The sequence below is a fragment of the Staphylococcus sp. GDH8C109P genome, assembly GCF_017893405.1.
GTDB classification, from domain to species: domain Bacteria; phylum Bacillota; class Bacilli; order Staphylococcales; family Staphylococcaceae; genus Staphylococcus; species Staphylococcus cohnii.
The window spans coordinates 23,591-39,396 of sequence record NZ_JAESMX010000026.1; the positions used below are offsets into that span (position 1 = coordinate 23,591).

The window sequence follows — 15,806 nt, forward strand, 5'->3', positions numbered from 1 at the left end:
TCTTTGACTTCCACAAATCATAATAAAATGATTTTCATAAACCTATGTCATACTTTATAAATAACAATGTGCTTCAGAGTTCGTGGCGTTATTAATTTAATTGTCAGTTTTTCTAATTACTAAATTAACTTGTAATTATATTGAGTTATCTGTGATTCATTTGTAAAATCAAAAACATATTTTTTGTCACCTTTCATTATAATAAATTATTTCAATTCTTTATATTCTTATTTTAGTTTAATACACAAAATGGTTTGATTTTCGTTAATGAAAATCAAACCTAAAGTAATTAATTATTTCATATAAATGTGAATTCCCTTTACACTTATAGCGGTTTTATAACGTGCTGACGCCCAGGGAAATGATATGAGCGAGAGACTACAGGCTCGAACCATATCCCTAGGCAAGCATGCACGTTAAAACCGCAAGTTTTTTAATACAAAAAAGACTAACATATCATATATATTTATAACATTTAGTGAAAGTGAAAATGGTAGTTTCACTTAGAAGCTTAGATGAAACCATATTATAAATTTTATAAGGTAAATACTTTTTTAAATTTATTAATACGTATTTACTATTGTGAAAGCATTTTTCTCTTTACACATAAGCACTTTAATTATAGCGATTTTATAACGTGCGGACGCCCAGGGGAATGATATGAGTGAGAGACTACAGGCTCGAGCTATATCCCTAGGCAAGCATGCACGTTAAAATCGCAAGTTTCTTAATACAAAAAAGACTAATCCTTCAATGGATTAGTCTTTATTATTTTGAGATTTATATCTCAAACTCTTTTTTAATTTGATTCGCCATATATATTAAGCTTCGTCATTTGTTTCTTCTGATGATTGAGCATTTTTATCAGGGATAACTTCATCCGTTTCGTCATAAACTTTCATTACCGCATCTTGAATTTCTTGTCTCATTTCTGAATTAATTGGATGCGCGATATCACGAAATTCACCATCTGGTGTTCTTTTACTTGGCATTGCGACGAATAGACCTGAGTTGCCTTCAATCACTCTTAAATCATGCACCACAAACGATTCATCTAGAGTAATTGAAACTAAAGCTTTCATTCTTCCATCTGTTTGTATTTTTCTAAGTCTTACATCTGTCACTTTCATGTAGTGAGCCCCCCTAGTATCTCTTTGTTAGAAGCTTAACAATTTCATCAAAAATTATAAATCCTTTAAATTACTTCACTTCTGCGATGACTTCAATTTCAACTTTTACATCTTTAGGCAATCTTGCGACTTCAACACAACTTCTTGCCGGTTGATGTTCCGCAAAATATTCGCCATAAACTTCATTTATATTTTGAAATTCATTCATATCAGCAATGAATATTGTTGCTTTAATTACTGAATCTATACTTGATCCAGCTTCATTTAATACAACTTTTACATTTTCTAAGACTTGTTTCGTTTGTGCTTTTACATCATCACTGACAATTTCGCCATCTAAATTTAATGGGATTTGTCCTGATGTGAACACAAGCCCGTTAATGACCGTTGCATGTGAGTATGGCCCCAATGCCTCTGGTGCCTTTGAAGTGTTGACTACTTTCATGATGTTGATCCGCTCCTTTAAGTAAATTTAGTTAAACTGTTGCCTTTTTCCACTTTAAATTCCTGATTGTACTCATCTACATCAGACAATCTAACTAAGGAAGTATAATCTTCAATTAATCTTTGCTTAACTTCTTTTGATTCTACTAATACGGATACCCCTTTCACATGTGCCTTAAACTCATTCATTAAATTCATCACACCGTTAATAGAACCACCTGCACGCATAAAATCATCCACCACGAGAACATTAGAGTTTTCTGGTAATGTACGTTTAGATAATACCATCGTTTCTATCTTTCTAGTGGAACCCGACACATAATTTATAGAAACCGTAGAGCCTTCGGTTACTTTATTATCTTTCCTTATCACTACTACTGGTAAATTCAAAACATTCGCTACTGCATTTGCTAGTGAGATACCTTTTGTAGCGATAGTTACAATCGCATCCAACTCTTGATCCATATAAAGCGTTGCAATCAATTTTCCAACCTTATTCAATAAAGTGGGATTACCCATTAAATCTGATAAGAATAAATAACCACCTGGTAAAAGTCTGTCCTTTTCTTGCAGAAGTTCGATGACTTCATCTACAACTTCACTTGCTTCTGCTTTACTCATCTGTGGTTTATAAGTAACTCCACCACTCGCTCCGGCAGTCGTTATCACGGTGCCCAGTTTTTCTTTTTGAAAAGTAGATTTAATAATTTGTACATCTTCACTGATGGATGATTTTGCTTGTTTAAATTTTTGTACAAAAAATGTTAAAGGTATTAATTTATTGGGGTTGTTCATCAAGTATTGTGTCATATAAACAATACGTTCACTTCTTTTATAGCGCATTTTATTCATCCCTTCTCACTAACCTAATAATCTTGCAATATAGACTTCGTTACAACAGCCATTGACCGCATTATACACATGCCTGGCTTGACGTTCTTTTTGTGTTAATCCATAAACGGTTGGACCACTCCCACTCATGACAGCACCATCTGCTCCATTTCTAAGCATATTTTCTTTGATTTTATAAATATCTGAATACATTTCTCCAGAGATGGGTTCCAATCTGTTTGAAAGACTATTACATAATAATTCATAATTCCCCGTATCCAATGCTTCCTTACAAGTTTCAGTATAAACCTCATGTACTTGAGTTAAATCTAACTTTTTAAAAATATCAGGGGAGGAAATGCCTAAATCTGGTTTAGCAACAATCACCCATGCAGAAGGTGGCTTGTTCAAAAATCCAATCAATTCCCCTTTTCCTCTACAAAAAGCGGTTCTCCCATATATACAAAAAGGAATATCAGTTCCTATTTGTATGCCTAACTCACACAATTCTTCTAAAGGTCTATTTAGCTTATATAGTCGATTCATTCCTCTTAATGTTGCAGCAGCGTCTGTCGATCCACCTGCAAGGCCAGCTGAAACTGGTATATCTTTATCTATTGTAATCGTAACACCTTGCTTTAAATTATAAGTTTCTTTCATTAACTCTGCAGCTTTGTAAGCTAAATTTTTATTATCGGAGGGAACATAACTTTGCTCTACGTCCACAACTATTTTTTTATCTTTGCGCAGTTCAAAAGATAAACGATCATTAAGATCAATCGTTGTCATAATCATTTCAACTTCATGAAAACCATCATCTCGTTTGAAGAGTGTGTCCAACGTTAAATTTATTTTTGCTGGCGCAGTCTCATAAATCATATTCCCACCCTCTTTCAATTCGATATGGTAATAAAATGATTTTAACATATTGTTATACTTGCGTTATTCTTTTTTTAAAAAATTATAAGTTAATTGCCCAATTTCGTTTGCTTATCACTTTAAACAGTTTAACGTATTATTCAACCAGTTAGTTCCTTATTTTACAATACTATTTTGACGTAATAAAACTATATCTCTTTAACTCTGATGCATTCTATAATATTTCAAAAGAAAAAGGTATATTGATGACTATTCACCAACATACCTTTTTCCAATCACTCTCATATTAATGTCTTAAATAAAAAAATGGCTGCTTGAACCAAATCTTCAATTTATATTATTGCTATTTAGTGTGCAATTGCTTCTTGATGATTATCATCTTCAAAAGAAACTTGTACGTTTTCTGTTAAAACGTCAGTGTATGTATATGATACACGCTCAAAATTATGAATATCTTGGTCTAGTTCAACAATAAAAACAGATGGGTAAGTTTCTTTTAAAACACCGCTACGCTCAATTGTTTTTTTACGACCACCATTCGCTTTCAGTACAATACGGTTTCCTAATTGACAATCAAGTGAATTTTTGATGTCTCCAATAGATTTTGGCATATTGCTCCACCTCGCTACATATTGTATAATAACACATTTAGCGCGATTTTGTCAAATAAACGTCAATTTTAGCAAGGTCATACGCAGTTGTCAATCATTTAAAATTCCAATTCTGGGAAATTTTTCAATTCATTATATAAATTTGCAAATTCTTTTATAGAAAGTGTTTCCCCACGTCTTTTAGGGTTAATGCCACTAGCTTCTAACCAATTTACAATTATCTCTTTATTTGCTTTTCCATCAATAAACAAACTTTGATAATTATTGTTGATTGTTTTTCTTCTTTGCCCGAATGCAGCTTTAGACAATTTGAAAAATTTATCTTCATCGTCTACATCGACAAGTGGTTGTTCACGTTTCATTAACTTCACTACGATTGAGTCTACGTTTGGAGGTGGTAAGAATACTGTCTTAGGTACAGTTAACACTTTGCTAGTTTCGGTATAAAACTGTGCAACTATAGATAAGGATCCATAAGCTTTTGTTCCTACTTCAGCGTTTAATCGTTCACCAACTTCTTTTTGCATCATTACCACATAACCATCAATCGGTAATTTTTGTTGCATTAGGTTTAATAAAATAGGTGTCGTTATATAATATGGTAAATTAGCAACAACTAAAATTTGGTCACAATCTGCTAGTTCATGTGTCACATAATGTGCAATATCCGCTTTCAATATATCTTCATTGATTACCGTAACATTTTTATATGGTGCCATTGTTTCGTTCAGTACTGGTATTAAGCGTTGATCAATTTCAAAAGCGATTACTTTTTTTGCACTTTTAGCTAATTGTTCTGTCAATGACCCCATACCTGGACCTACTTCAATAACACCCGTACGCTCATCTATATTACTCGCATCTATAATATTATGGATGATGTTGACATCAATTAAAAAGTTTTGACCCAAACTTTTTTTGAAGCTAAAACCATAATGATTTAAAAGTGCTTTTGTTCGCGACGGTGTGGCTATATCTTTCATATCCAATTATTCTTCACTTCCTTTATTATCATTCAAGGCATTTCTAACGTCTGCTTCTGTATAACCAAAAGCATTTAACTTGTTAAGTAGTTGTTTCCCGTTAGAATGACCGATATGAAGTTTTCTTCCTAAAATTTCCCTTTTCCTGCGTGCGTCTTTACCTATAATTAATCCAAGATCAATCAGAACATCCTTATTGATACTTTCATATCCCTCTTCGAATGGCGTACTCACATGAATCAAAGCTTCTTTGATATCTTCGATTTTCGCATGTTCAACACCTATTTTACCGCGTTTACTCTTGGCTTTTTCTCGATCAATATAAGCATGTTTAACCCCTGGAATATACTTTTTTATTGTATTACGAATTTTATCACCTGGGAAATCAGGGTCTGTTAAAACAATCACACCTCGTGTTTCATATGCTTGTGCAATCACATTTAACGTTTTTTCATCAATTGCACTTCCATTTGTTTCAATCGTGTCGCAATCAACAGCGCTTTTCACTCGCTCTGTATCATCTCTACCCTCTACTACAATAAATTCATTTATCTTCATTTATTGTGACACCTTTCATTTTTTACTTCATTTCAGAAAAAATAAAAAAGTACCGGTTCAAATTATGGTTACTCTTAGTATTCATATACCAACTAAGCCATATTTCAGACCGATACCTTTAAAATAATATCTTTATGCTTTTAATTTAAATAACCGTTCAGCATTTTCAGTTGTTTGACGGCAAACTTCTTCATAGCTAACTTCGCGTAACTCAGCAATTTGTTCAGCTACCAAAGTTACACGTGCTGGCTCATTTCGCTTCCCTCTGTATGGGTGCGGAGATAGGAACGGTGCATCTGTTTCAACTAATAATCTATCAAATGGTACATGTTTAGCAACTTCTTTAGGCTGTTTCGCATTTTTAAATGTGACAGGGCCTCCTAAAGATACATAGAAATTCAATTTATTAATGACATCATCTGCAATCTCAGGTGAAGCACTAAAGCTATGCATAATACCGCCAATTTCTTCAGCATGCTCTTCTTTTAAAATATCTACACAGTCTTGTGTTGCCTCTCTATTATGAATAATGATTGGAAGATTAACGCGCTTAGCTAACGCAATTTGCTTTCTGAACAGAGCTTGTTGGACATCTTTTGGAGATTTATCCCAGTGATAATCTAAGCCAGTTTCACCAATCCCAATAACTTTAGGGTGTGCGGCCAACTTTTCTATCCATGCCAATCTTTCTTCTGTGCAATCAATAGCATCTACAGGGTGCCATCCAATAATACCGTATATAAAGTCATATTGATCAATTAGCTCCATTGTACGTTCAACAGTCGGTGTATCAAAGCCTACTACAAACATACGATCTACGCCATTATCTCTTGCACGCTCAATAACCGCTTCTAAATCTTCATCATATTGTTCTGCATTTAAATGAACATGTGTATCGATTAGCATATTAAATCGCTCCCTTTATCTATGATTACTTAATTACTGCACCATTTGGAATTGCATTCGGAAGACTTACCAGTGTAAGTACACCATCTTTTTCAGCAGATAAAATCATACCTTCTGATTTTCGCCCCATTAATTTAGCCGGTTTCAAGTTGGTAACTACTGCAACTTTTTTCCCGATAATATCTTCAGGTTGATAGAATTTAGCAATACCTGAAACGATTTGACGTTGTTCGTCATCTAAATCAACTTGGATTTTTAATAATTTGTCAGATTTTTTTACATTCTCAGCATCAATAATCGTGGCCGCTTTGATTTCTACCTTATCAAAATCTTTGATATCAATTTGCGCTTTACTAGGTACTTCTTCTTGCGCTTCTGCCACTTTATCTGGTTGCATAGATTGCTTGATATATTCTATTTCAGCATCACTTTCTAAGCGTGGGAAAATAGGTTGCGGTTTACTACTTACCATAATTGGCTCTGTTAACGCACCATACTGTTCTATACTGTTGAATTCATATAATTCAGGTGAATTGATATTTAATTGTTCAAAAATTTGTCTTGGCGCGTTTGTTAAGAACGGTCTTAATAGCACTGCAATAATACGAATATTTTCTACTAAATGAGCCATAACATTGCCAAGCATTTCTTTCTGATTCTCATCTTTTGCTAAAATCCAAGGTGTTGTTTCATCGATATATTTATTCGTTCTACTTATAAATTTCCATATTGTTGAAAGTGCCACTGAGAATTGTAAATTATCCATATTTTCATGGAACGTTTTCACTGTATCAAGTGCCAATTGTTCCATTTCTTCGTCTAATTCGTGTTTAGGACCTTCATAAGCTGGTAGTTCGCCATTAAAATATTTATTAACCATTGAAATTGTACGGTTAACTAGGTTACCTAAGTCATTAGCTAAATCATAATTTGTACGTTCTACGAAGCCTTCTGGAGTAAATACACCGTCAGAACCAAATGGTAACTCACGCATTAAATAATAACGTGTTGCATCTAAGCCATAACGATCAATCAATACGTTAGGATCTACTACGTTGCCTTTTGATTTACTCATTTTGCCATCTTTCATTAAAATCCAACCATGTGCAAAGACCTTTTTAGGTAAAGGAATATCTAATGCCATCAATAAAATCGGCCAGATAATAGAATGGAATCTAACAATTTCTTTCGCCATAATATGGATATCTGCAGGCCAATATTTTTTGAACAAGCTATCATCATCTGATAAATAACCAAGTGACGAGATATAGTTTACTAGCGCATCAATCCACACATAAACAACATGCTTTGGATTCGATTCAACATGAATCCCCCAGTCGAATGATGTACGAGATACTGCTAAATCTTCTAATCCTGGTTTGATGAAATTATTAATCATCTCATTTTTTCGAGACGGCGGTTGAATAAAATCAGGATTTTCATCATAAAATTCTAATAAACGGTCAGTATATTTTGATAAATTAAAGAAATAGCTTTCTTCTTTTACCAATTCTACTTCGTGTCCAGAATCAGGACTTTTACCTCCGACAATTGCACCGTTCTCATATACAGGATCAACAAGTTGTGTTTCCGTATAATACGTTTCATCCGGTACAGAGTACCAGCCTTCGTATTCACCAAGATATATGTCACCTTGCGCTAATAAGCGTTCAAATATTTGTTGTACAACTTCTTTATGACGTGCTTCAGTTGTACGAATAAAGTCATCATTGGATATTTCTAATTTTTTCCACAGCGCTTTGATGCCTGAAATCATTTCATCTAAATAATCTAATTCTGATTTCCCTGCTTTTTGCGCTTTTTCCTGTATTTTTTGACCATGCTCATCCGTTCCTGTTAAATATCGAACATCATAGCCCTGCATTCTTTTATAACGTGCGATGACATCACCAGCTGTAGTTGTATATGCATGCCCGATATGTAAATTCCCACTCGGATAATATATAGGTGTAGTGATATAAAATGTTTCTTTCGCCATCAATGTTCCTCCTCGTTTCTTTCACTTCAAATATATCTAAATTTATTTTTATTTTCAATGAAGCAGATAAGTGTTCATTTTATATTTATTAATCATTTTAATTCGTTTGATTTAGCATAAAATTAAGTATTTGTTCCTTAGCAATTTCCACTCATTTTACAACATGATAAATAATCTCTATCTTATCTACATTACCATAAATCAAGCTTGTTATGGGGATTTTTCGCTTGATTTTATTGATAAAATTTTAAAAAACTATTATTTAATTTTCTTTTGGCATTGCTTTTTGTAAGCTTACTTTTTATACATTGTGATATACATCATATACTTCACTTGTCTTCATTTGCCTGTCTTCTGCAACTTGTTTAATCGCTGCTTTAGGTTTCATATTTTTATTAATATAATGTTCAACGTGTTCATGTATAGACATATTTTCAAACCAAGATGTATCTTCTGCTGCAATGTCACCTTCAATGATGATGACAAATTCGCCTTTTGTAAGTATTTCTCCTTCATCTAGTTTCATTAGTAAGTTCTCTACTTGATCCGTGATAATTTCTTCGAATTTTTTTGTTAATTCCCTACCTAATGATACATTTCTTTGAGCATCTATTTTATAAATGGTCTTTAATGTATCTTTAACACGGTGCGGTGATTCATAAATAATCAAAGTGCTATCTTGAAACATGCGATGTTCTAATAAATCATATTTCGCCTTTTCTTTCCTTGGTAAAAACCCGAGAAATGTGTATGTAAATGAGGGTAACCCACTTGCCATCAATGCGGTTAAGCCTGCATTTGGTCCAGGTACGGTCTCAACTCTGATCCCATTATTTCTAGCGGCTACTACAAGTTCGTATCCAGGATCACTGATCAAAGGTAGCCCAGCATCAGACACTAACGCAATATTAATCCCTTCCTGTAATTGCTGAATGAGGTATTCCGTCTGCTGTGCTTTATTATGGTCATGATACGATTTCAACGGTGCGTGTATATCATAATGCGCACAAAGCTTTTTTGTCACACGTGTATCTTCACATGCAATCAAGTCCACTGTTCGTAAAATATCAACTGCTCTATATGTAATATCAGCTAAATTTCCAATCGGTGTACCTACTAAATACAATGTCGCCATAATTCTTATCCCTCACTTATCAGCTGTAATTTTTCTTGTCTAGAAAATGTTTTGATTTCATATTCTCGCTTCATAGCTTCTGATTTGGTATCAAACACTTCTTGATAAACTAACTCTACTGGTCGTCTAATTTTAGTATATTTAGCGCCTTGACCACTATTATGCTTTGCTACTCTTTGTTCTATGTCTTTTGCATAACCAGTATATAAACTTCCATCTTTACATCTAACGATATAAATAAAATGCTTATCCATAATAGATTTCTCTCATTTCTTCTGAATATGTTCCATCTTCATTATATATATAGAAGGGTTGCTGTATGTCTAACCCTTGGTTTCCACCTTTTCTACCTTCAACTACAATTGTTTGAGCTACTTTACCAGGTTTACTATAAATAAAATAAAGCTTCTTAGGTTCTATTCGATACTGTCTCATACTACTTAAGACATCCATAAGACGGTCGGCACGATGAACAATTAAAAACCTACCGCCTTCTTTCAATAAATGCCGCGCCCCAAAACAACAATCATCCAATGTACACATTATCTCATGTCTCGCAATTTTATGTGCATCTTTTTGATGCTGAAATTGTTGATTCACTTTGAAATACGGAGGATTACATGTAACAAGACTATACTGTGATGGTTTAAACGTATGATGTGCTTGCCTCAAATCCATGTGATACATATGAATTCTTTTGTTCAGATGATTGTGAGCAATACTTCTTTTAGCCATGTTCACTAATTGTTCTTGTATTTCGATTCCTTCAATAAATTGATTTCCTTTATGGGATAGTAATAAAGGAATAACACCATTACCGGAACACAAGTCCATAATGACGTCTTTTTTCTTTACTTTTGTAAAATGCGCGAGTAACAAAGCATCCGTTGAAAAAGAAAAGACATCATCATTTTGTATGATTTCTAACTTCTCTTTTAGTAAAAAATCATACCTTTCATTTTCCATTAACATTTTTGTAACCTCCAAAAAAGAGGATGAGTTTACGATGCTTCGCTAATGAAGCCTATCGCTTTTCTCATCCTCAACTCCATATTTTTCTATTTTCATAAATGATATTTATACTACTCACTTAATACTTCAAGACAAAACAAACAGTCGTCGCCTTTTCTATGTTTGCCAAATAGCTCTCCATTGCATATATGAAAGCCTTCCTTGTATAGCATTGCTAAATTATCTTTGCTTCGTAATGGGCGTTTAGGTTGATCTTTTTTATCATTTTCTATTTTTTTAGTTTTTTCTTCTTTACCTATTAATGTTTTTAAATTCTCATTCTCTATTTGTAATGCGACATTTTCTTCAATTAATGCTACTGTAAGATTTTTTAAATTTAACATGTCACGATTAATTTGATTAATGTTTTCCTCTAAATGAGCTAGATTTTCAAATATGTCGCTTCGATTCAATGTTGTCACGGCCTCCTAATTTAATGTTTCTAATTCTTCCATTTTATATTCTAATGGTTGCTCAAGACCCTCTATTTTAACTTGCATAGATATATCTAAAATATTTAAGCCCACAACTCTACCATTACCTTCCGGCGTTTCAATGACATCTCCAACATCTGGTAACTGAGCTCTTGCTTCTTCATAATAATCATTTTCATATTTTAAACAGCACATAAGCCGACCACAAGCACCAGAGATCTTTGAAGGATTTAAAGATAAATTCTGATCTTTAGCCATTTTTATCGAAACTGGTTCGAAGTCACCTAAAAAAGTCGAACAACATAACGAACGACCACAAGGTCCAATGCCTCCCAGTAATTTTGCTTCGTCTCTAACACCAATTTGTCTTAATTCTATTCTTGTTCTTAATTTTTGAGCTAATACCTTCACTAACTTTCTAAAATCTACACGTTCATCTGATGTAAAATTAAAAATAACTTTCGATTTATCCAAAGTAAATTCACAATTTACTAAACGCATATCCAAATGCTGTTGTTGAATAATATCTTTGCATAGATTCAAAGCATCTTTTGCATCATGTTCATTTTGTTCGTATTGTACTATATCTTTTTCTGTAGCTTTACGAACAATTTGTTTTAAAGGTAATGCCACGTCTTCATCAGCTACATTTAAAGGTTCATACTTCACTCGTCCAACTTCTAATCCTCGTTTTGATTCAACAACAACCCACTCGCCCAGACTTAAGTCAAAATTTTGCGGTGAGTAATATTCCATTTTACCTGAGTGTTGGAAGTGTATACCTACTACGTTTTGCATAATTATTTCACCCCTTTTATAACGATTTGTTCAAATACTAATGTTGGATTTACATTTTGATTTAATTTTTTATGTGCTTCAGTTAATTGATCAAACATTAAAACAATCTGATTATATGTTAAATTTTGTGCGTATTGTTTAATTTCTACCTGTAAATCTTGGAATATCATTGCATCTTCTAATCCTACTTTAGCATGCATAATATCTTCAAAGAAACTATTAACTGCTGCCAATGATAATAACTGTAAGCGTCTGTTTTTAGCTTGTTTTAATAAATCAACAATTGCTATTAATGCCATTGAACGATTTTTCAATATTAACTGACACCATTTAATGATACTCTTTCGCAGTGCCATTAAGTCTGAGTCTTCGTTTAACGCAACTGCAGTCTCTATCTGTGTTGTATAGGCGCTTAACAATTCCGCAACAGGTCGTGTGATATCCCGCTCCACTAATCTATCTATAAAATTTAATTTATTAATTGGTTTAAAATAAACGTGCTGACATCTCGAGTGAATTGTGTCTAAAATTTGCTCTGGTTTCGTAGTTAATAAAATGGCAATTGTATTATCTGGAGGCTCTTCTAGAAATTTTAATATACTATTTTCACCTTGAATCGTTAATTTTTCAAAGGATTCTATAATATATACTTTATAATTTCCTTCAATAGGCAATTGATTCATATGATGTACTAATTGCTCTATTTGATCTTTTTTTATTGTCGTTTCTTCAGAAGACACATACATAAAATCTGGATGATTAAATGTTTCTACTTTTAACTGACATTGATTTTCTTCACCACATAAAATCATTTTAGAAAAATCGATAGCAACTTGTTGCATTGTCTGTCCATCGTCACCTTCAAATAGATATGCATGCGATAGTTTATTAGATTGATATGCTTTTGTCAGTCTTTCTAGTTCATCCATGATAATGTTGCTCCTTTATATAAAAAGGCTGCTCATACACAGTGCCTTAACAAATTACATGTAACATTAGCTAATCACTTAGCATCATGTAATTCGAAAAGTTACCATATACAGCAACCATATTTTTAGAATTGATGGAACGCTTCTACTGGCATAACAAATACTGTTGCGCCGCCAACTTCCACTTCAACTGGATAAGGTATATATGAATCAGCACTCCCACCCATCGGTGTAATCGGCGATACAAGTTGTTCTCTATTACCACAAGTGTCATTAATAACCTGTAGCATTTCATCGACACGATTATCTTCTACACCTGATAAGAACGTTGTGTTGCCTGCTCTTAAAAATCCACCTGTTGTTGCAAGTTTTGTCGCTCTAAAATTATGTTTAACAAGTTTGTCCGAAAGTTCCTGACTATCCTGGTCTTGTACGATTGCTATAATCATTTTCATACTAAACACCTCTTTTGAATATTATATCATAATTTTTCTAAATAATTGGTGATAGATTCATACGTTGTATTCACTACTTTATCTATACTTTGATCCGCATTAATTACAATAAAGCGTTCAGACTCATTATGAATAATCTTTTTATAACCTTCAACTACTTTTTTATGAAATTTTACATCTTCTTGATCTAAACGATTTTGATTTCTTTGATTTTTTAGTATTCTCTCTCTACCGACTTCGACACTTACATCTAGATAGATAGTTAAGTCTGGATATAATCCATTAATCGCAAATTCATTAATAGATTTAACTTCTTCTATACCTATACCCCTTGCATACCCTTGATATGCTAATGAACTATCAATATAGCGATCACATAAAACAATATTACCATTATCTAATTCCGGGATAACTTTGCCTACAAGATGTTCGCGTCTTGATGCAGCAAATAACAATGCTTCAGTCCGATCATCCATGTCTCCTCCCTCGAGTAATACTTCTCTTATCTGCTCTCCTGTCTTTACGCCTCCTGGCTCTCTCGTAAGTACGATATGATATTCATGTTTTAGTTTTTCTGCAACTTGTTGTATCACAGTTGTTTTTCCAGAACCTTCTGGTCCTTCAAAAGTTATAAAAGCTGACATCTTATTCATCCTTAATTTCTATTTTTAAATTTTTAATTCCTTCAACGTTTTGGTGATGTTCACACCAATAATCCATTAATTTTACCATATCTCTTGTTATTTTTTCTCCCTTAAACATTAACGGTACACCAGGAGGATATGGCACAATGTGATTGGCTAAAATTTTATTTTCAGCATATTTAATGTCTATTTTTCGCACGTGCTGTATTTCGCCACCATAGTAGACACTACTTTCAGTTCTAAACGGTATACTAGTATTTATATCCCGCAGTCTCTCTACTAATTGGATTTTTTCAATCCTTGATAATAGTTCATCAAATGGGTATTGATCATCTTCATGCCATAATGGCAAGACCATTAATACTTGAAGTTCATCAGCTAATTCAACATAAATATGCTGTGTTTCAAAGTATGATTGCAATTCATAGCCATTATATCCCTTACATCTTACATTTATTTTCAGTGGATCATCGACCTCAATAACTTCAAACCCTTTGCTTTTTAATCTTTGAGTCAGTTGTTCTCTTTTTTGAAAAAAACACTCACTATTATAATCTTCATAAAATTTTTGCGCGAGTTCTAAGCTACTCATTAATAGGTATGATGGACTAGAAGATTGAAAATAAGATAAATATTTTATGGCTTCTTCTCTATAAGGGGCATCTTTATGAATAAATATCACTGAACTCATCGTTAGTGATGGCAATGTTTTATGATATGATTGTACAACATAATCTGCGCCCAAGTTTAATGTTGTCTCCGGGAAATGTTCTAAACCTAGATGTGCACCATGTGCTTCATCGATCAGCGTTGGTATTTTCAATGATTTTAAACATTCCATAACAGTTTTAATATCAAAACATTCACCATAATAATTAGGATAAGTAAATACTGCTAGCTTACTATCTTTAACTTGATCATATAATGACGTTTTGTTAGGTCCTAGATATTGATTCGTAGCATCACTAACATCCATTTTTAATACTTGTGCTTTTGCTTTTATTAAATCTAATGCATGAAATACAGATTTATGTGCATTACGTACTATCGCATAATCTCCCTTTTTTGAGGAAAATGCTTGAATTACAGACAATATTCCTGAAGTAGTACCATTTACTAAATAATAAGCGTCATAATCAGGATGTTTGGTAACTCTTTGCATACTTTCAGCTATTACAGACTCAGGAGAATGTAAGTCATCAAGTCCTGTAATTTCTGTCACATCCATTTTAAAATTCAATTGGTTCAAATATCCGATAGTCATATTTTTATGTCCAGGTACATGTAATGAAATAGGCTCTTCAGTTAATAATCCTTTCAATTTATGTAACAATGATTCACTCATACTTATCCTCACTTTTCAATTTCTATTTCTATGTTTCTTGTTTCATTACAATCCTACTATTATATAGTAAATACACATCTGCTTATAAAACAGTATAACGTTTTAATCTTCTACATTTTAACATAATAACATAAAAAAATGAGTGCACTTGAAGACCATACTATTAAAGTATCATGATCATTTTTTAAAATTAAGAGTATTTATACATGAACTCATGCAGTTAAAATTCTTTTAATGCAAAAAAGAGACCTCTCGGCCTCGACTCATCGCATCCTATTTACTTGCCTGTAAAGTCACACTTCTTAATTTTAATTTTTACGTTTAAGACTTATATATCTTATAATTTTATATGTTATTGGAATAGTGTGACTTATACATGAGCTTTAGCTCATGTATTCCTCTTCACCTACTCTTGCGGAACGTAAGTCAGCTACCTTCGACCCTAAGGACCTTTCCTGACTTTAGACAAGCGCTCGCATCTTTTCTCAGTTTCTCGCTTTCCTCACTCACTTACCACTTGTAAGCTCGTTTCGTCTTTCGCTCACTTCGTCAGCTTCAAACGCTTTCTCTTGTCAGTTTACAGTTCTTCGAACTGGAAGTTAAGCTCCTTTTTGGTAAAAAAAAGAGACCCTTTCGGGTCTTACTTGCCTGGCAACGTCCTACTCTTGCGGAACGTAAGTCCGACTACCATCGGCGCTAAGGAGCTTAACTTCT

General features: G+C 33.2%; 18 protein-coding genes. All 18 read right to left on the reverse strand.

What is annotated here, in order from left to right; all coding sequences use genetic code 11:
- Positions 1 to 821: 821 nt before the first annotated feature.
- The gene (spoVG, locus tag KA867_RS12495; protein ID WP_019467718.1) at positions 822 to 1,130 is read right to left on the reverse strand and encodes a septation regulator SpoVG; all 309 of its coding nucleotides are present in this window, start codon (positions 1,128 to 1,130) and stop codon (positions 822 to 824) included.
- 70 nt (positions 1,131 to 1,200) lie between these two features.
- Positions 1,201 to 1,575 (reverse strand): RidA family protein, encoded by a 375-nt coding sequence (locus KA867_RS12500; protein ID WP_210138237.1) that lies wholly within the window; start codon positions 1,573 to 1,575, stop codon positions 1,201 to 1,203.
- 17 nt (positions 1,576 to 1,592) lie between these two features.
- Positions 1,593 to 2,417: a pur operon repressor gene (gene purR, locus KA867_RS12505; RefSeq protein WP_107386366.1), complete on the reverse strand. Its 825-nt coding sequence runs from the start codon at positions 2,415 to 2,417 to the stop codon at positions 1,593 to 1,595.
- A gap of 18 nt (positions 2,418 to 2,435) precedes the next feature.
- A complete protein-coding gene (gene ispE, locus KA867_RS12510) occupies positions 2,436 to 3,284 on the reverse strand; it encodes a 4-(cytidine 5'-diphospho)-2-C-methyl-D-erythritol kinase (protein ID WP_210138238.1) in 849 nt (282 codons plus the stop codon).
- Positions 3,285 to 3,631: 347 nt separating this feature from the next.
- Positions 3,632 to 3,895, reverse strand: a complete 264-nt coding sequence (veg, locus tag KA867_RS12515; RefSeq protein ID WP_019467722.1) for a biofilm formation stimulator Veg — start codon at positions 3,893 to 3,895, stop codon at positions 3,632 to 3,634.
- Positions 3,896 to 3,993: 98 nt separating this feature from the next.
- Positions 3,994 to 4,878 carry a 16S rRNA (adenine(1518)-N(6)/adenine(1519)-N(6))-dimethyltransferase RsmA gene (gene rsmA / locus KA867_RS12520; RefSeq protein ID WP_210138246.1) on the reverse strand — a complete coding sequence of 295 codons (885 nt, stop codon included), beginning with the start codon at positions 4,876 to 4,878 and terminating at the stop codon, positions 3,994 to 3,996.
- Positions 4,879 to 4,884: 6 nt separating this feature from the next.
- Positions 4,885 to 5,436, reverse strand: a complete 552-nt coding sequence (rnmV, locus tag KA867_RS12525; protein WP_210138239.1) for a ribonuclease M5 — start codon at positions 5,434 to 5,436, stop codon at positions 4,885 to 4,887.
- 132 nt (positions 5,437 to 5,568) lie between these two features.
- Positions 5,569 to 6,342 (reverse strand): TatD family hydrolase, encoded by a 774-nt coding sequence (locus KA867_RS12530; protein ID WP_107504689.1) that lies wholly within the window; start codon positions 6,340 to 6,342, stop codon positions 5,569 to 5,571.
- A gap of 25 nt (positions 6,343 to 6,367) precedes the next feature.
- Positions 6,368 to 8,341 carry a methionine--tRNA ligase gene (metG, locus tag KA867_RS12535; protein WP_210138240.1) on the reverse strand — a complete coding sequence of 658 codons (1,974 nt, stop codon included), beginning with the start codon at positions 8,339 to 8,341 and terminating at the stop codon, positions 6,368 to 6,370.
- 301 nt (positions 8,342 to 8,642) lie between these two features.
- Positions 8,643 to 9,476: a 16S rRNA (cytidine(1402)-2'-O)-methyltransferase gene (gene rsmI, locus KA867_RS12540; RefSeq protein WP_210138241.1), complete on the reverse strand. Its 834-nt coding sequence runs from the start codon at positions 9,474 to 9,476 to the stop codon at positions 8,643 to 8,645.
- A gap of 5 nt (positions 9,477 to 9,481) precedes the next feature.
- Positions 9,482 to 9,730, reverse strand: a complete 249-nt coding sequence (locus KA867_RS12545) for a GIY-YIG nuclease family protein (protein WP_019467728.1) — start codon at positions 9,728 to 9,730, stop codon at positions 9,482 to 9,484.
- Positions 9,723 to 10,448: a tRNA1(Val) (adenine(37)-N6)-methyltransferase gene (locus KA867_RS12550; RefSeq protein ID WP_210138242.1), complete on the reverse strand. Its 726-nt coding sequence runs from the start codon at positions 10,446 to 10,448 to the stop codon at positions 9,723 to 9,725. Before KA867_RS12550 ends, KA867_RS12545 begins: the two co-directional genes overlap by 8 nt.
- Positions 10,449 to 10,558: 110 nt before the next feature.
- On the reverse strand, positions 10,559 to 10,900 hold the full coding sequence (yabA, locus tag KA867_RS12555) for a DNA replication initiation control protein YabA (protein WP_107386359.1): 342 nt from the start codon (positions 10,898 to 10,900) through the stop codon (positions 10,559 to 10,561).
- Between the two features lie 15 nt (positions 10,901 to 10,915).
- Positions 10,916 to 11,719 (reverse strand): PSP1 domain-containing protein, encoded by an 804-nt coding sequence (locus KA867_RS12560; protein WP_071560443.1) that lies wholly within the window; start codon positions 11,717 to 11,719, stop codon positions 10,916 to 10,918.
- Positions 11,720 to 11,721: 2 nt separating this feature from the next.
- The gene (locus KA867_RS12565) at positions 11,722 to 12,648 is read right to left on the reverse strand and encodes a DNA polymerase III subunit delta' C-terminal domain-containing protein (RefSeq protein ID WP_210138243.1); all 927 of its coding nucleotides are present in this window, start codon (positions 12,646 to 12,648) and stop codon (positions 11,722 to 11,724) included.
- Between the two features lie 125 nt (positions 12,649 to 12,773).
- Entirely contained in the window at positions 12,774 to 13,103 is a 330-nt protein-coding gene (locus tag KA867_RS12570; RefSeq protein ID WP_046206571.1) for a cyclic-di-AMP receptor, read from the reverse strand.
- A gap of 26 nt (positions 13,104 to 13,129) precedes the next feature.
- Positions 13,130 to 13,747, reverse strand: coding sequence for a dTMP kinase (gene tmk, locus KA867_RS12575; RefSeq protein ID WP_210138244.1), 618 nt, complete (start codon positions 13,745 to 13,747; stop codon positions 13,130 to 13,132).
- Between the two features lies 1 nt (position 13,748).
- Complete coding sequence (locus KA867_RS12580; protein ID WP_210138245.1) at positions 13,749 to 15,092, reverse strand: aminotransferase class V-fold PLP-dependent enzyme; 1,344 nt, start codon at positions 15,090 to 15,092, stop codon at positions 13,749 to 13,751.
- Positions 15,093 to 15,806 lie beyond the last annotated feature (714 nt).